A 15,977-nucleotide genomic window follows, 5' to 3' on the forward strand; every position below is an offset into this window, starting at 1 on the left:
ACGTTAGGAATCGCCTTGAGACCTGACACCGTCGCGAATCGACAAAACCGGGTACCGGCCTTATCGCCAGAAAACAACTGCGGCGGCTAACGTCAACCAGGTGGAGGAGATGGGTCCCGGCAGCGACGTCGAGGTGAGCCGCTACGTGGCCGAGGTCGCCGGCCGACTGCAGCGTCGGTTGGCCGACGTGACGTCGGAGATCCATGGTGCCCTCGAGGGGCAGATCCCGGATCTGCGCCGCGACGCGCGGATCATGGAGCTGCTCGGGGCCAGCATCGAGGGCAACGTGGACACGATGCTGCACGCGTTGCAGTACGACATCGCGGTCGAGCGGGTCGAGGCGCCCACCGCGGCGCTGGAATACGCGCGCCGGCTGGCGCAACACGGGGTGCCCGTCCACGCGTTGGTACGCGCCTATCGGTTAGGTCAGCGCAGGATGAACGAGCTGATTTTCGCCGAAATTCGCGCCACCGAGATCCCGGACTCGATGCGGGTTGCGGTGATCGAGGCGATGAACGCCGCGATCTTCGCATACATCGACTGGATGTCGCAGCAAGTCGTCGCGGTTTACGAAGACGAGCGCGAACGATGGCTGGAAAACCAGAACGCCCTGCGGGGCGTGCGGGTGCGCGAACTGCTGGGCGCGACCAAGAGCTTCGATGTCGACGCGGCAACCGCCGCGATTCGCTATCCGTTGCGGTGGCACCACGTCGGGCTGATTATGTGGTCCGGGGACCAAGGTTTCGATGTCGATGAACTTCCCCGGCTGCAACGGTTTCTTCGCGGGCTGGGTGAATCCGTCGGCGCGGACGCCAGCCCCCTCTTCGTGGCCGCCGACCGTAGTTGCGGATGGGCCTGGCTGCCTTTTCGGGCCGCCGTCGCGGATGCGGTTTCGCAGGTCAGGCAGTTCGCGCTGTCTTGGCCGAATTCACCAAATGTGGCCATAGGAAACATGTCCGGCGGCGTCGAGGGCTTCCGCCGCACCCACCGGGAAGCGAGCGAGGCCCACGGCGTCGCGATCGCCGGCGATCGCCGCGCGGCGACGGTGGTAGCTGCCGGCGACCCGGGGCTGTCCGTCGTGGCGCGTCTCGGTGGCGATGTGGCTGGCACCCGCGACTGGGTAGCCCGGGTGCTCAAAGACCTGGCGAGGGACGACGAGAACGACGAGCGCCTGCGGGAGACGCTGCGGGTGTTCCTGGGTTGCGGCGCCAGCTACAAGGCCGCCGCCGCGGAACTCAACATGCACTTCAACACGGTGAAGTATCGAGTCGGCCGCGCCATTGCCCGGCGGGGCCGGGACATCGGCAGCGACCGGCTCGACGTAGAACTCGCATTGCTCGCCTGTCACTGGTATGGCGCCGCGGTGCTGCAGCCGAAATAGCCCAGCCGGCCGGCTTACTCGGCGGCCGGGCTCGTGAAGGCGTGCACAGCGGTGATGATTGCCGGGAGGAGCAGCGGGAACAGGATGAGAACAAGCATTCCGGCGATGGTTAAGTACTGCATGATCGGATCACATTTCTTTCTGTAGTGAAGGTGAACGACGTTGTGTCACTGCGCAACTGGGATCAGCGAGCGCTGACCCGAAAACATACTGACTGCGCCCGGGCGGATGAATGTCGTCAACCGACGAAGTTGCCAGCCGGTTTTGTCTTCCGGCAACAAGGCCAGTGCGGAGGGTGCGCTGTCAGGGCAGTCGTCGCTGGACCTCGAGGGCCAGACACAACTCGGCGAGATCCGTTGGGCGCGAAAGTAACCGGTCGGTCAGCTCCTCGATGCGGCGCAGCCGGTGCCGCACGGTGTTGGGATGGCAGAAGATCGTCGCGGCGGCCTGGTTGGCAGAGCCGCCCGCGTGTAGCCAAGCCTGCAAAGTGTCGAGCAGCACCGAGCGCTCCTCGGCCGGCAGTGCATCCAGCCGGCCGAGCACCGACGACCTGACCTTCGACATGACTTCCGGGGCGCTGACCGCCGCGACCGCGAGCGGGGCGTCGTCGAAGACGGCAACGAGCGAGTCGCCCGACGGCTTTCCGGTGACCGCCAGCCGGGCGCAGCGCAACGCGTCGCTGGTTTCGGCGAGTTCGTGATACGGCTGGCTGATCCCGACGCGCGCGGTGGCGGACTGCCGCAGCACCTCGACAAGTACACCGAGGGTCTCGACCGAATCCCGGCCCCGCAGATGGACGATGCCGACCTGTAATTCCGGCAACAGCCGCCACGCCGAGCGGATGTCGCGGGCCGAGAGCTTGTTTTCGATGGCGGGCAACCCCAACTTGCCGATCGCCGGCAGCTCCGCCGCCACGACCACGTACGGCCCCGAAGTGGGCAACCGCAGCAGATCGGCCGCCTCCCAGAGGCTATGACCGTCGGTGATCCGCCGCGACAGCAGCGCTTCAACCAGCGCCGAGCGCTCTTCCTCCAGCTCGAGGATCTGGGTGGTCAGCTGTTGGCGGTAAGCGCTGGCCATCGCTTGCGTGAAGGTGTCCTGCGCGAGGAACACCCGCGCGGTGGCATCCAGGATCGACTCGGTTGGCATGCCCGCGGCTCGCCCGGCGGCCAGGGTCTGCTCCCACATGAATCGGAAACCGATTCGATAGGCGGTCATCACCGCAGGCAGCGGCACCCCGGCCAGAGCGCGGATGGTGCCGGTGCGCTCCGCGGGTGAGACGTCCGCATCGGCGTCGCCGGCGAGTGAGTCGAAGATGAACGTGAGGTTGGCCACGCAGCTTTGGCGTACTTCGTCCTTGCTGACCACGGTGCCGTCACGATATGCGTCGATCTCGCGGCACAGCAGATCCGCCATCGCCTCGCCCAGCTGCGGCGCGCGCGTCAGCATGAGCTTGCCGAGTTCGATGATGTGCGGATCGGGTGTGGCGCCATGTCTGACGCCGGCTGGATGTGTCGCCGCGCTCATCCTGTGAACTTTATGCCCCAACCGGTTGCGGATGTGCGCCGTCACAGCGAACTGCCCCGACTGTTGTGCGAGCGGACATTGTGACCCGAAGTCCCCGGAGTGACCATGGAAACAACCACCCTAAGCACCTTCGGAGGCACCTGATGGTAACGCTGAGCGCCAACCTCGTCGCATCGAAAGATCGCCACCCCCAACGTATTGCGTTGCGATGTGACGATCTGCAGGTCACCTTCGGCGAACTCGACGCCGCCGCGGCCCGGGTGGCGACACTGCTGGAGCGGGCCGGTGTCGAGCCGGGTGATCGGGTGGGCGTGATGTTGCCCAATACCCCGGCATTCGCCATCGCGTTCTACGGGATCATGTACCGCGGTGCCGTCGCGGTCCCGATGAACCCGTTGTTGAAAGCCCGCGAGGTGTCGTTTTACCTGTCCAACAGCGGCGCCAAAGCGCTGTTCGCGACACCTGCCTTCGCCGACGAGGCCAGCGCCGGCGCCGTCGAGGCCGGCGCGCAATGCTGGCTCGTCGACGACCCCGGGCTGGCCGCGCGGATCGCAGACCTACCCGCCCAGGACAACCCCGTGCATCGTGACGACGACGACGTCGCGATCATCCTGCACACCTCCGGAACAACGGGAAAACCCAAGGGGGCCACGCTCACTCACGCAAACCTGAGCCGCAACGCCGAGGTCAGCGTTCGCACCCTGATCGAGACCGGGCCGGACGACGTGGTGATGGGATGCCTGCCGCTGTTCCACGTCTTCGGTCTCACCTGCGGCCTCAACTCGGCCGTCGTCGCGGGTGCCACGCTGACGCTCATTCCGCGGTTCGACCCCCGCAAGGCGCTCGAGGTGATCGAGCGGGACGCGGTCACCGTCTTCCAGGGGGTGCCGACGATGTACTCGGCATTGCTCAGCGTGGCCGACACGGTCAAACCGGAGGCGACGCAGACCCTGCGGGTCTGCGTGTCCGGTGGCGCGGCGTTGCCCGTCCAAGTTCTCGCGGATTTCGAAAAGGTATTCGGCTCAGCCGTTCTCGAGGGTTACGGACTCTCCGAGAGTTCTCCGGTGGCCGCGTTCAATCATCCGCACCGGCCGCGCAAGGCCGGGTCGATCGGCACGCCGATCGAAGGTGTGCAGATGCGGGTCGTCGACCCCGGTGGAGCCGAGGTCCCGGCCGGTGAAACCGGTGAGATCCAGATCCGCGGCCACAACGTGATGCAGGGCTACTGGAACCTGCCCGAGGCGACCAAGGCCGCGATCACGCCCGACGGGTGGCTGGCCACCGGGGACGTCGGACGCGTCGACGACGACGGCTATTTCTACATCGTCGACCGCACCAAAGACCTCATCATCCGCGGCGGCTACAACGTCTATCCCCGCGAGATCGAGGAAGTGCTCTACGAGCATCCGGCGGTGGCCGAGGCCGCCGTCATCGGCATCCCGCACGACTCCCTCGGTGAGGAGGTCGGCGCCGCGGTCGCGCTGAAGAAGGGTGTGGAGGTCAGTCCCGACGAGCTGCGTGACTACGTCAAGGACCGGATCGCCGCTTACAAGTACCCGCGCCGGGTCTGGCTCATTGATGCGCTGCCCAAAGGACCCACCGGCAAGGTCCTCAAACGCGAAATCATCGTTCCGACAAGTGAAAGCGCACGATAACCATGGCCGAGTCTCCGAAACCAACCACTGCGCCCGACGAGTTGGCCGCACCGCTGGACCTGTTGCTCACCAGCGCCACCCGGCCGTTTGCCAGCCGGATGACGCCCGACGCCACCTGGGCCCGGCTCGGCGCCAATCTCGCCCAGCGCCCCGGCGCCGTGACCGGCCGCGCCGCCACGCTTACCCGTGAGCTTGGCGCTATCGCGGCGGGGAAGTCGCACCGTGCCCCGGCGCGGGCCGACAAGCGCTTCAATGACGTTGCCTGGCAACAGAATCCGCTGCTGCACCGGGTCATGCAGGCCTATCTGGCCGGTGCCGAGACTGCAGAAGGGTTGCTTGCCGACGCCGAGCTGGATTGGCGCGACCAGGAGAAGATGCAGTTTGTCGTCGACAATCTGGTGGAGGGCCTGGCGCCCAGCAACAACCCGCTGATCAGTCCGCTCGGTTGGAAAGCGCTGATCGACACCGGTGGCCTGAGTGCCCTGCGAGGTGTGAAAGCCTTTGTCCGCGACATGCTTTCAAAGCCGCGGGTACCATCGATGGTCGAGCCCGACGCCTTTGTGCTGGGCGAGAGCGTCGCCATCACCAAAGGGGCGGTGGTGCTGCAAACCTCGATGTTCGAACTGATCCAGTACACCCCGCAAACGGCCAAGGTACGGACGATTCCGTTGCTCATGGTGCCGCCGGTGATCAACAAGTTCTACATCATGGACATCGCGCCGGGACGCAGCATGATCGAGTACTTCCTGCAGCAGGGCCAGCAGGTCTTCGCGATTTCGTGGCGTAATCCCCAGGCGCGCCATCGAGATTGGGGTTTCGACGCCTACGGTGGGGCGATCGTGGAGGCGATGGACGCGGTCCAGAATGTCGCCGGGACCGACAGCGTGCACCTGCTGGCAAGCTGCTCGGGTGGCATCATCGCGGCGATGACGGCAGCCCACCTCGCCCATATCGGTGAGGGCGATCGGGTGGCTGGGCTTACCTTGGCAGTCACCGTGCTGGATGAGACCCGTGCCGGTCTTGCCGTCGCGGCCATGAGCGATCGCGCCGCGCAAACCGCCATTCGGGTTTCGGCCAGGAAGGGCTACCTGGACGGGCGCGACATGGCCGAGATGTTCGCCTGGCTACGACCCACCGACCTGGTGTGGCGGTACTGGGTGAACAACTACGTGCAGGGCCGCAAGCCGGCGGCTTTCGACGTGTTGTTCTGGAACGCCGACACCACCCGGATGGCCGCGGCACTGCACCGCGACATGGTGCTCATGGGGCTGCGGAACGCGCTGGTGACCCCCGGCGAAGTCACCATGTTGGGCAGCCCGGTCGACCTGGGCAACGTCACCTCCGACGCATATGTGATCGGCGGCGTCGCCGACCACATCTCCCCGTGGCAGGCGACCTATCGCAGCGCGCGGCTGCTGGGCAGCAAGGACAATCGTTATGTCTTGTCGACCAGCGGTCACATCGCCGCTCTGGTCAACCCGCCCGGCAACCCGAAGGCGTCGTTCCGGACGAGTCCGGTCGACGCCGAGGATCCTCAACAGTGGCTTGACGCTGCTCAGCAGTTCGCGGGCTCGTGGTGGCCCGACTACGTGAGCTGGCTCGCCGAGCGCAGCGGTCCGGAGATCGACGCGCCGACGGCGCTTGGCGGCCCGGGTCTGCCACCGCTCGGCCCGGCACCGGGTACCTATGTGAGGGAGAAATGAGCGATGCCCGGTAGCCACCGCACGAGCGCACACGGCGAAGAGCGCCATGTCTTCGCCGGCGGACAGCGGATCCGAGTCAACGTACGCCAAGGAACCGGCGTGCCGTTGGTGCTGTGCAACGGCATCGGGGCGAGCCTGGAAGTGCTCGATCCGCTGGTGCAGGAACTGGACTCCACGGTCATCAGATTCGATGTTCCCGGAACCGGCGGATCACCCACATCCGTTCTGCCCTATGGGTTTCCCTATCTCGCCTGGGTGTTGGGCAGGATCCTGCGCAAGCTCGATCTCGGGGTGGTGGATGTGCTCGGCCTGTCCTGGGGAGGCGCCTTGGCGCAGCAGTTCGCCTTCCAGAATCCGCGCCGATGCCGTCGCCTGGTATTGGTCGCCACGGGCACAGGGGTGGTCATGGTTCCCGGCCACCCCCGGGTTCTAACGAAAATGCTTACCCCGCGCCGCTTTTCGAATCCCAACTATGCGGCATCCATCGCCGCTGAACTCTACGGTGGTACCGTCCGTGCCCACGGCGACGACGTGGCGCAACTGTTCGTGCGGCAATTGCGTGCCGGATCCAAGGTCGGCTACCTTCACCAGCTGCTCGCCGGTTCGGTGTGGACGAGCCTGTTCGCGCTACCGGCGGTGCGCCAGGAGACGTTGATCGTGGCGGGCACCGATGATCCGATCATTCCGGTTGCCAACGCTCACATCATGAACACCTTGCTACCGCACTCGCGGCTGCACCTGCATTCCGGGGGCCACATCGACCTCGTGCACAACGCGGTCGAGCTCGCTCCCGTCATCGAACAGTTCCTGGGCTGAGCCCAGGCACAGGCCGCGATGCCCGGTGTTGCCGGTTCGGCCAGCGGGATCAAGGCTGAACGTAGCCCGGCGGGTTGACCTCTTCCACCCACAGGTCGACGCCGAGCTTGCCCCCCGGCATGCAGTCGTATACCGACAAATCGGTGACGCCGGATTCCACCAGCACGTCCTCGCACAGCACCGAGTTGCCCGTGTATTCGCGGGAAGGCTTGTTGAGGATGACGTAGGCCGCATCGGCATAGACGTCGGGCTTACGGGCCCGCGCCATCGCCTCGTCGCCGCCGAGCAGGTTCTGCACCGCGGCCGTGGCCACCAAGGTGCGTGGCCACAACGTGTTCGACGCGATCCCCTCGTCGCGCATCTCCTCGGCGATCCCCAGCGCGCACAGTGTCATGCCGAATTTGGCCATCATGTAGGCCGTCGGCTTCAGCCACTTCTTGTCCAGCAACACCGGTGGCGACAGCGTCAGAATGTGCGGGTTTTCCCGACCCTTCATGTGTGGGATGCACGCTTGCGACACGGCGTAGGTACCGCGCACCTGGATGCCGTTCATCAGGTCGAAGCGCTTCATCGGGACTTCGGTGATGGAGCCGAGGTTGATCGCCGAGGCATTGTTGACGCAGATGTCGATGCCGCCGAACCGTTCGACGGTCTGGGCGACCGCGGACTCGACCGAGTCCGGGTCTCGGACATCCCCCACGATCGGCAGGGCCTGACCGCCGGCTTCCTCCAACTCTTTGGCGGCGGTGTACACCGTGCCCGGCAGTTTCGGGTGGGGTTCGGCGGTCTTGGCGATCAAGGCGATGTTGGCGCCGTCTTGTGCGGCGCGTTTGGCGATCGCCAGGCCGATGCCACGACTGGCGCCAGAGATGAACATGGTCTTGCCGTTAAGGGACATGGCGTCACACTAACGTGACCGGCGACCCATCCGGATTGCGGGACGTCCCCGCGCGCCTCGCTGGCTCGGGTGAGCGTCCAGCGGCCCCGCCGGAGCTGCGGCTCGGAAATAGTGTGCCTGCTCGCGCCGTTGATTGATGCGGTCCTTGCGGCCGTCCGGCGATAAGAAGAATCAACGGACCGAGGCAAATGCCGTCGGTCGCGACCTCTACATTGGGGGAAGGGAGCCCGGTGTCAACTGCGACGAGCCTGCTATGTGAGGAGCAGTTGGATCGCTTCCGTGCGAATCCGGCACGGCCTGTGACGCTGTCCGGTGACACCGCAACCGAAGGGACCGTGTTAATCAAGATGGCCGACATCGATGGCGAGACCCGGTCGGAGGTTCCCGGTCCCCAGCCGAATGCGGAGACGGACGAGCAACTGACCGCGCGCTTCGAGCGCGACGCGATTCCACTGCTCGACCAGTTATATGGTGGCGCGCTGCGCATGACACGCAATCCGGCCGATGCCGAGGACTTGCTGCAAGAGACCATGGTGAAGGCCTACGCGGGATTCCGCTCCTTTCGGGAAGGCACCAACCTCAAGGCTTGGCTGTACCGGATCCTAACCAACACCTACATCAACAGCTACCGCAAGAAGCAGCGTCAACCTGCGGAGTATCCGACCGAGGCGATCACCGACTGGCAACTGGCCGCCAACGCCGAGCACTCCTCGAGCGGGCTGCGTTCGGCTGAGGTCGAGGCGCTCGAGGCGTTACCGGACTCCGAAATCAAAGAGGCGCTGCAAGCCTTGCCGGAGGAATTTCGGATGGCGGTCTACTACGCCGACGTCGAGGGTTTTCCCTACAAGGAGATCGCCGAGATCATGGATACCCCGATCGGGACGGTGATGTCGCGGCTGCACCGCGGTCGCCGCCAGCTGCGGGCTCTCTTGGCTGACGTTGCCAAAGAGCGGGGCTTTGTCCGCGGTGATCAGCCCCACGAGGAGGTGTCGTCATGAGCGACTTAGTCAGCTCAAGCGACTCGAGCCCGGACCGCGAAGACTCCCATGGTTACGTCGGCTGTGCCGAGGTGATTGCCGAGGTATGGACGCTGCTCGATGGTGAGTGCACAGCCGAGACACGCCAGAAGCTACGCCAACACCTCGAAGACTGCCCCGGCTGCCTGAAGCACTACGGGCTGGAGGAGCGGATCAAGCTACTGATAGCAACCAAGTGCAAAGGCGAGAAGGCACCCGCAAGCCTGCACGAGCGAGTGCGGCTGGAGATACGCCGGACAACCATCATCCGTCATAGCGAGTAAGGGATTGCCGGGCCTAGATTGCCCGGCTCCTCCTCAGACCGCTACGCGGTCCGCATCGTCGCCGGGCTAGGCCTGATTGCCCGGCTCCTCCTCAGACCGCTACGCGGTCCGCATCGTCGCCGGGCTAGGCGTTCGGGCGCTTGCCGTGGTTGGCTTTGCTGTATTTGCGGTCGCGCTTCTTTCGGCCACGCTTGGCCATCACCGAACCTCCGTATCGAGTCAGCAGCGGGCAACTCGGCCCCGCGGTTGGGGTCCAGTGTCTCACGCGGTCACTGACGCGGCTGCGGTAGCCCGCGCGCCGCAACCGTCGCAGGCCTTATGGTTCGATATACATGAGCTGATCGCAGCCCGATAGACCAGCAGTCAGCATGGAAATGGCCGGAACGAGTGGGGTGAAGATGTCCGAGGATGTTCGCGCCGAGATCGTGGCCAGCGTGCTCGAAGTCGTGGTTAGCGAAGGTGACCAAATCGGTAAGGGTGACGTCGTGGTGCTGTTGGAGTCGATGAAGATGGAGATTCCCGTCCTGGCCGAGGTGGACGGCACCGTCAGCAAGGTGAGCGTGGCCGTAGGCGATGTCATTCAGGCCGGCGATCTCATCGCGGTGATCAGTTAGCCGTTGGACCTATACCTGCCAACCGGGAGCGTCTCGGGAGTTCTTGATGTCCACTCTCGGTGATCTACTGGCCGAACACACTGTCCTGCCGGGCAATGCCGTCGACCACCTGCATGCGGTGGTGGGGGAGTGGCAGCTCCTTGCCGACTTGTCGTTCGCCGACTACTTGATGTGGGTTCGTCGCGACGACGGCGTGCTGGTATGCGTGGCGCAATGTCGACCCAACACCGCGCCCACGGTGCTGCAGACCGACGCGGTGGGCACCGCCGTCGCCGGCGACAAGCTGCCGCTGGTTGCCGAGACTTTCACGTCAGGCGCCGCCAAATGGCAAGGCGATGCCGAATGCCATTCGGGTGACCTGCCAGGGCCCAACGTTGCGGCCTCCCCGGTGCGGTATGGCGGCCAGGTGGTGGCGGTGCTGACGCAGCACCAAACGGCGGTGGCGGCACAACGAGCGTCCGGCCACCTGGAGACGGCCTACCGGGAGTGCGCGATCGACCTGCTGCACATGCTGTCCGAAGGCACATTTCCCGACGTCGGGGACGTGGCTATGTCGCGTTCGACCCCGCGGGCAGGCGACGGCTTCATTCGGTTGAACGTCGACGGTGTCGTCGCGTACGCCAGCCCCAACGCGCTGTCGGCCTATCATCGGATGGGCCTGACCACGGAATTGGAGGGACACAACCTGGTCGAGGTCACCAGGCCGCTGATTTCGGATCCGTTCGAGGCCGAAGAGGTCGCCGAGCATGTGCGCGACCTGCTCACCGGCGGGCCCAGTATGCGGATGGAGGTCGACGCCGGCGGTGCCACGGTGCTGCTGCGGACGTTGCCGCTGATGGTCCACGGCGCCAGCGCGGGTGCCGCCATCCTGATCCGCGACGTCACCGAGGTGAAACGGCGAGACCGGGCCCTGATATCCAAGGACGCGACGATCCGGGAAATCCACCACCGAGTGAAGAACAACCTGCAGACCGTGGCGGCGCTGCTACGGCTGCAGGCCCGGCGGACCGCCAATGCCGAAGGTCGGGAAGCCCTCATCGAGTCGGTGCGTAGGGTGTCGTCGATCGCTTTGGTCCACGACGCGCTGTCGATGTCGGTGGACGAGCAGGTGAATCTCGACGAGGTCATCGACCGGATTCTGCCGATCATGAACGACGTGGCGTCGGTGGACCGGCCGATCCGCATCAACCGGGTAGGTGACCTCGGTGTGCTGGACTCCGACCGCGCGACAGCCCTGATCATGGTGATCACCGAATTGGTGCAGAATGCGATCGAGCACGCGTTCGACCCCGCCGCTCAAGGTGGGTCTGTGACGATTCGTGCCGAGCGCTCGGCGCGTTGGCTCGATGTCGTGGTTCACGACGACGGACGGGGTTTGCCCGAAGGGTTCAACCTGGAGAAGTCCGACAGTCTCGGTTTGCAGATCGTGCGGACGCTAGTCTCAGCGGAGTTGGACGGTTCCTTGGGTATGCGTGAGGCTCCTGAACGCGGAACCGATGTGGTGTTGCGGGTGCCGATCGGCCGGCGTGGCCGGTTGATGGTGCAATGAGCGCGCAACAATACGGCCCCGACATTCGCCGGGGCCGCACAGCTGTGCTACCGAGTCGTCAGACTCCGCTACGGGCCTTGGTCCGGGCGTTGCGGCGCTTCAGCGCGCGCCGCTCGTCTTCGCTCATGCCGCCCCAGACGCCCGAGTCCTGGCCGGTGTTCAGGGCCCAGCTGAGGCATTCCGTGGTTACCGGGCACCGATTACAGACCAGTTTCGCGTCAGCGATCTGCGCGAGCGCCGGGCCGCTGTTCCCTACCGGGAAGAACAGTTCCGGATCTTCGTCACGGCAGACCGCCTTGTGGCGCCAATCCATTAGTCACTACTCCTCACTAAATGCGCAGCAAGGCGCACGGGCGTATTTCCTGGCTTAACGCGTGCACAAGAAAGGTATCCGTACCCCTACATGTCTCTGCATGCAACCTTTTGATCGTTTCACAGGCTCAACAGATGTCAATAGTGTTACCTGAGCGCGTGGGCTATCTCACTTTGACGTTCTCTTACCAAAGCCCTTACTCATTTGTACTACACTGCCTCCCAATTGCGCTCCGCATTTGCGTCCCAAGGTTGTTACAGCTTGGATCGCCGCAGGTCAGAACAATTTTTGGGGGGAGGGGCGACCACCGCCAACGCGTCGGGAACCGCCCGGAAGGTCATGGTTTGGCGCTCGCCGAGGTAATCCCCGTCGAACTGACAGGCAACTGGAGCCGCGGTGCTGGTGACCCGTACGCAGGCCACGTCATCGTCGGTGATGAGATGTTTGAACTCGAACTTCGGCCTCTTGGCGAACATCTGCCGGACGATGCGCAGCGTCGGGATCGTCTTCACGGTCGTGAGGGCGAACACGCCCAGGCCGGACTCGAAGGTGCAGCCAGGGTTGGTCCACACCGGCCGGTCGTTTGCGTAGGTCCACGGACTCGAGTTGGACACGAAGACGAAGCTCACCCCGGGAATCGGCTCACCGCCCGTAAGTTCCAGCCTAAGGACGGGTTCGCGATTCCGGTAGCGCAGCACGGCGGGAACCGCGGCACGGATGTAGCGCCAGGCCGTGACTTTGCCACCCTTGCTGCGTTCGGCCTCGACGGCCGCTACAACCTCGGCGTCAACGCCCATTCCGGTGTTGAACACGGCCCACTGGTCACCGCAATCGATCAGGCCGATGCGGCGCCACTGTGGACGCCGGCCGTAGTCGTCGAACAGCTGGATGAGCTGGTTGGTGGCAGCAATCGGGTCGCGTGACATCCCCAGCGCTCTGGCCAGGACGTTCGCCGAGCCGCCAGGCACCACTGCGACCGCCGGTATGGGACCCGACGGGGTCGATCCGGGGCGGCCCAGCATGCCGTTGACCACTGCGCTTACCGTGCCGTCGCCGCCGTGCACCACAACCACGTCCACCCCGGCGGCAACCGCCGCTTGACCGAGTTCGGCCCCGTGACCGGGGTGGTTGGTGTGCTCGACGGTGAGTTGCAGCCGGCTCTTGAGCGCGTGGGCTACCAGGTCGCGGGCGGCCGGTGTGATGGAAGTGGCGGTGGGGTTGACGATCAGCACGGCGCGCATGAGGCATGAGCCTAAGCCGTGTGACGATGCGGGCCGGTGGGGCCCGTTGAGGAGCGCGGCAATGGGGCTGTGCCGTGTGACGATGCGGGCCGGTGGGGCCCGTTGAGCAGCGGGTGGGCCAGCGACCGCAGGGGCTCATATCCGCCACATTGCCTGATTGAACGCACGGTGGTCGGCATCCGTTTTGCCCGGCTTTCCGCGACAGCCGCACCGGCGTCACGCTGTGACGAGTGTCAGGTGATGGCGAGTTGTCGCTCGGAGCTGGGAAAATTGGGGACCTCCCACGGCAGAGGCTCACGTGACAATTGCGATCAAAGCGACAGGATTGGCTAGTGCGTTCCAACTGAAGCGCGGCGACGGTGCCGCAACGCCGCACTGGCTACGCTGATGCTGTGACTGCTCCGACCACCGTGCGCGGCGCCGGACTGATCGTCGCAATGCAGGGCACAGCGGCCTTGGTGACGGCTGCGGTGTTGGTGGTGCGCGGCCTTGCCGGGGCCGATCAACCCGTGGTCAATGGGCTCGGAACCGCGGTCTGGTTCGTGCTGATTGGCGGCGGGGTGTTGGCCGGCGGCAGCGCTCTGGTGATCGGCAAACGCTGGGGCCGTGGCGTGGCCGTGTTCACCCAGCTATTGCTGCTGCCGGTGGCGTGGTATCTGAGCGTCGGCTCTCGGCAGCCGGCGTTCGGGATCCCGGTAGCGATCGTGGCGCTGGCGGTTCTGGTACTGCTCTTCAGCCCTCCGGCGCTGCGCTGGGTGGCCGGCAGCGATCACCGCGGTCCGGCCAACGCAACCAAGCCCGGCCCGGACAGCCGATAGGTGGTCCACTCGCGCCGCGGCTATCCACCGATCCCGTCGTAGGGGGCTACGGCATCGGAGGCATCGGAATTCCAGTTCAGCACGGCTCAGGGCAGCCGTGTGTAGCCGTTGTCGAGGCATTCGCCGGCCAGTGTGGCCAGCAGCCTGCGGCCGAGGCCACGGCGGCGAAAGCTCAGCCGCACATAGAGATCTTCTAGAAAGTCGCCGGCGACACCGTCCCAGGTGGAGAAGCTCAGAAACCACAACCGAATTCGCGGCGACCTGACCGTCGCTGTCGACGACGTGTCCTCGAACCGTCGGAGACGGGCCGAAAAGCGCTGTATACATTTGTGTTTCGGTGAGCATGCATTGATCGGCGACGCGCTCGAATCCCGCGAGATGGTGAACCATGGCCACGATATCGACGATGTCTTCCAGTATGGCGCGGCGGATGTTCTCGGTCATTGCAGTACTCTCAATGCGGTCAGCATCGTCGCGAATTTCGTTGTGGTCTCCTCAACTTCGTCATCAGGATCGGATTCGGCGACGATACCGCCGCCGGCGTGGGCGATCGCGGTTCGACGGTCGGCTGATAGCTGAGCGCAGCGGATGGACACCACCCAGCGGCCGTCACCGTGCGCATCGCACCAACCTACGGCGCCCGCGTAGAAGCCGCGGTCGCCTTCCAGTGCAGCGATGAGCTCGCCGGCGGCGCCTGTCGGCACTCCGCCGACGGCGGGCGTGGGATGCAGGGCAAGCGCTAAATCGATTGCGGTAGTTGCTGTGTCGCGCAGGTGACCGGTGATCGGAGTGCATAGGTGCCAGACCGCCGCGGTGCGGGTCAGTTGGGGCTCGGATGCCATTTCCAGGTCTTCGCAGAGGGGTTCCAGGGCCGCGCACATGGTGTCGATAACCAGCTGATGCTCGTGCCGGTTCTTGGCCGAGCCGGCCAGTGCAGCCGCATTGGCGGCATCGATTTCGGGGTCGGCAGCGCGGGGGGCCGACCCGGCGAACGGCTGGCAGGTGACCCGGTTGCCGGATCGCGCGACCAGCAGTTCCGGACTGGCTCCCACCAGCGCCACTCCCAGATAATCGTCGCCGGCGGCGCTCAGGTCGACCAGATAGCCGTAGGACGCCGGGTCGGCCGCGACCAACCGGCGCAGGATGACGCGGGCGTCCAGCGGAGCGTCGGCGGTAAGCCGCAATGCCCGGGCCAGCACCACTTTGCGCAGTGGATTATCAAGTGCGGCAAGCTGATCCCGCGCATAGCTGATTCGGGCGCGATGCTCGGCGAGCGGCGGAACGGCGGCGCTGACGTGAACCGCCGACAGCGGGCCGGTTGGCCAGCCGGGCAGCGCATCGAGGCGCTGCACGCTCGTCGGCTCCATCAACGCGGCCGGTTCGCTCACGTCGAACGGCAACGCGCCCAATATCATCGGCACAGAACCGGAGCGCAGCGCCGCTTGCGCCGCCCGTATGTCGCGGTAATGTGATCGCACCCCGTCGGCGACCAGAGTTCGTCGGGGGCCGCACAGCGCGAAGGGCGGCTCAATGGGGCTCACTTGCCGGGATACCCCTTCACTCCGAGCGCGCAGAGCTGGCGTATCCCGTGTTCGAACCCGCAGATGCTGACCGAAGCGGTGTGCATGTAAAAGCGGGTACCCTCGACGAGCGGTAGCTCGATCCAGCGGGTGATCACCGCCCGCGAAAAGTGGCTGTGGCCGACGAACACGACGTCGCGTGACGCCAGGTGTTCCAGTGCCAGCGCGACAGCCCGGTCAGCGCGCTCGCTGACCTGCGCGACACTCTCACCGTCGGGGCATCCGTGCGTCCATACCAGCCAATCTGGTTCGACCTCGTGGATCTGTGCGGTCGTCAGCCCCTCGTAGGCGCCATAGTCCCATTCGGCGATCAGCGGAGATATCTCATCGACCGTCAGCCCGGCCAACTCGGCGGTGGTCAGCGCCCGTTTACGTGGGCTACTGATCACCAGTGGGTCGTCGAGATCGAGTTCGCCCAGAGCCTTTCCGGCCAGCTCAGCCTGTATCCGGCCGGTTTCGGTCAGCTCGATATCGGTTCGGCCGGTGTGCTGGCCCGAATTCGACCACTCCGTGTCGCCGTGGCGGACCAGCAGCAGCCGGTGTTCGTGTATGCCCATGCCGACCGATTGTGCCGGACGACAT

General features: G+C 65.3%; 16 protein-coding genes and 1 pseudogene. 9 read left to right on the forward strand and 8 right to left on the reverse strand.

Annotation, left to right across the window (positions count from 1 at the left end; translation table 11 throughout):
* The first annotated feature begins 100 nt into the window (after nucleotides 1-100).
* Nucleotides 101-1,381: a PucR family transcriptional regulator gene (locus tag B4U45_RS21195; protein ID WP_371686926.1), complete on the forward strand. Its 1,281-nt coding sequence runs from the start codon at nucleotides 101-103 to the stop codon at nucleotides 1,379-1,381.
* Between the two features lie 303 nt (nucleotides 1,382-1,684).
* On the opposite strand, the gene B4U45_RS21200 is transcribed toward B4U45_RS21195, so the two are convergent.
* Complete coding sequence (locus tag B4U45_RS21200) at nucleotides 1,685-2,908, reverse strand: PucR family transcriptional regulator (protein WP_082275536.1); 1,224 nt, start codon at nucleotides 2,906-2,908, stop codon at nucleotides 1,685-1,687.
* A 143-nt stretch (nucleotides 2,909-3,051) separates the two neighbouring features.
* Here B4U45_RS21200 and B4U45_RS21205 point away from each other — a divergent pair, with 143 nt between their 5' ends.
* The 3 genes from B4U45_RS21205 to B4U45_RS21215 are packed head-to-tail and all read left to right on the forward strand — an operon-like array spanning nucleotide 3,052 to nucleotide 7,082.
* Nucleotides 3,052-4,563 (forward strand): long-chain-fatty-acid--CoA ligase, encoded by a 1,512-nt coding sequence (locus tag B4U45_RS21205; protein WP_075548317.1) that lies wholly within the window; start codon nucleotides 3,052-3,054, stop codon nucleotides 4,561-4,563.
* Between the two features lie 2 nt (nucleotides 4,564-4,565).
* A complete protein-coding gene (locus B4U45_RS21210; RefSeq protein ID WP_075548316.1) occupies nucleotides 4,566-6,266 on the forward strand; it encodes a PHA/PHB synthase family protein in 1,701 nt (566 codons plus the stop codon).
* A 3-nt stretch (nucleotides 6,267-6,269) separates the two neighbouring features.
* Complete coding sequence (locus B4U45_RS21215; protein WP_075548315.1) at nucleotides 6,270-7,082, forward strand: alpha/beta fold hydrolase; 813 nt, start codon at nucleotides 6,270-6,272, stop codon at nucleotides 7,080-7,082.
* Between the two features lie 49 nt (nucleotides 7,083-7,131).
* Here the strand turns inward: B4U45_RS21215 and B4U45_RS21220 are convergent, their stop codons facing one another.
* Entirely contained in the window at nucleotides 7,132-7,980 is an 849-nt protein-coding gene (locus B4U45_RS21220; protein ID WP_075548314.1) for an SDR family oxidoreductase, read from the reverse strand.
* Nucleotides 7,981-8,327: 347 nt separating this feature from the next.
* On the opposite strand from B4U45_RS21220, the gene B4U45_RS21225 reads away from it, so the two are divergent.
* Both B4U45_RS21225 and rsrA read left to right on the forward strand, forming a co-directional pair.
* On the forward strand, nucleotides 8,328-8,978 hold the full coding sequence (locus tag B4U45_RS21225) for a sigma-70 family RNA polymerase sigma factor (protein ID WP_162877407.1): 651 nt from the start codon (nucleotides 8,328-8,330) through the stop codon (nucleotides 8,976-8,978).
* Nucleotides 8,975-9,280, forward strand: a complete 306-nt coding sequence (gene rsrA, locus B4U45_RS21230) for a mycothiol system anti-sigma-R factor (protein WP_075548312.1) — start codon at nucleotides 8,975-8,977, stop codon at nucleotides 9,278-9,280. Before B4U45_RS21225 ends, rsrA begins: the two co-directional genes overlap by 4 nt.
* Nucleotides 9,281-9,404: 124 nt before the next feature.
* Here the strand turns inward: rsrA and B4U45_RS30505 are convergent, their stop codons facing one another.
* Nucleotides 9,405-9,479, reverse strand: coding sequence for a 50S ribosomal protein bL37 (locus tag B4U45_RS30505; protein ID WP_089025046.1), 75 nt, complete (start codon nucleotides 9,477-9,479; stop codon nucleotides 9,405-9,407).
* 199 nt (nucleotides 9,480-9,678) lie between these two features.
* Here B4U45_RS30505 and B4U45_RS21235 point away from each other — a divergent pair, with 199 nt between their 5' ends.
* Nucleotides 9,679-9,894 (forward strand): biotin/lipoyl-binding carrier protein, encoded by a 216-nt coding sequence (locus tag B4U45_RS21235; protein ID WP_075548336.1) that lies wholly within the window; start codon nucleotides 9,679-9,681, stop codon nucleotides 9,892-9,894.
* Nucleotides 9,895-9,940: 46 nt separating this feature from the next.
* The gene (locus B4U45_RS21240; RefSeq protein ID WP_075548311.1) at nucleotides 9,941-11,443 is read left to right on the forward strand and encodes a sensor histidine kinase; all 1,503 of its coding nucleotides are present in this window, start codon (nucleotides 9,941-9,943) and stop codon (nucleotides 11,441-11,443) included.
* A gap of 58 nt (nucleotides 11,444-11,501) precedes the next feature.
* Here the strand turns inward: B4U45_RS21240 and whiB1 are convergent, their stop codons facing one another.
* Both whiB1 and B4U45_RS21250 read right to left on the reverse strand, forming a co-directional pair.
* A complete protein-coding gene (gene whiB1 / locus B4U45_RS21245) occupies nucleotides 11,502-11,756 on the reverse strand; it encodes a transcriptional regulator WhiB1 (protein WP_023371700.1) in 255 nt (84 codons plus the stop codon).
* Between the two features lie 254 nt (nucleotides 11,757-12,010).
* On the reverse strand, nucleotides 12,011-12,997 hold the full coding sequence (locus B4U45_RS21250) for a diacylglycerol/lipid kinase family protein (protein WP_075548310.1): 987 nt from the start codon (nucleotides 12,995-12,997) through the stop codon (nucleotides 12,011-12,013).
* 437 nt (nucleotides 12,998-13,434) lie between these two features.
* Here B4U45_RS21250 and B4U45_RS21255 point away from each other — a divergent pair, with 437 nt between their 5' ends.
* Nucleotides 13,435-13,815, forward strand: coding sequence for a hypothetical protein (locus B4U45_RS21255; RefSeq protein WP_075548335.1), 381 nt, complete (start codon nucleotides 13,435-13,437; stop codon nucleotides 13,813-13,815).
* Here B4U45_RS21255 and B4U45_RS21260 read toward each other — a convergent pair.
* The 3 genes and pseudogenes from B4U45_RS21260 to B4U45_RS21270 form a co-directional block, all read right to left on the reverse strand.
* Nucleotides 13,767-14,259 (reverse strand): annotated as a pseudogene (locus B4U45_RS21260) (GNAT family N-acetyltransferase). The gene B4U45_RS21255 and the pseudogene B4U45_RS21260 sit on opposite strands and share 49 nt — an antisense overlap.
* Nucleotides 14,256-15,356 carry an isochorismate synthase gene (locus B4U45_RS21265; RefSeq protein ID WP_083153869.1) on the reverse strand — a complete coding sequence of 367 codons (1,101 nt, stop codon included), beginning with the start codon at nucleotides 15,354-15,356 and terminating at the stop codon, nucleotides 14,256-14,258. The pseudogene B4U45_RS21260 and the gene B4U45_RS21265 overlap by 4 nt, the downstream one beginning before the upstream one ends.
* The gene (locus tag B4U45_RS21270; protein WP_075548308.1) at nucleotides 15,353-15,952 is read right to left on the reverse strand and encodes an acid phosphatase; all 600 of its coding nucleotides are present in this window, start codon (nucleotides 15,950-15,952) and stop codon (nucleotides 15,353-15,355) included. The genes B4U45_RS21265 and B4U45_RS21270 overlap by 4 nt, the downstream gene beginning before the upstream one ends.
* Nucleotides 15,953-15,977 lie beyond the last annotated feature (25 nt).

Origin of the sequence: Mycobacterium persicum (assembly GCF_002086915.1) — a bacterium.
GTDB classification, from domain to species: Bacteria; Actinomycetota; Actinomycetes; order Mycobacteriales; family Mycobacteriaceae; genus Mycobacterium; species Mycobacterium persicum.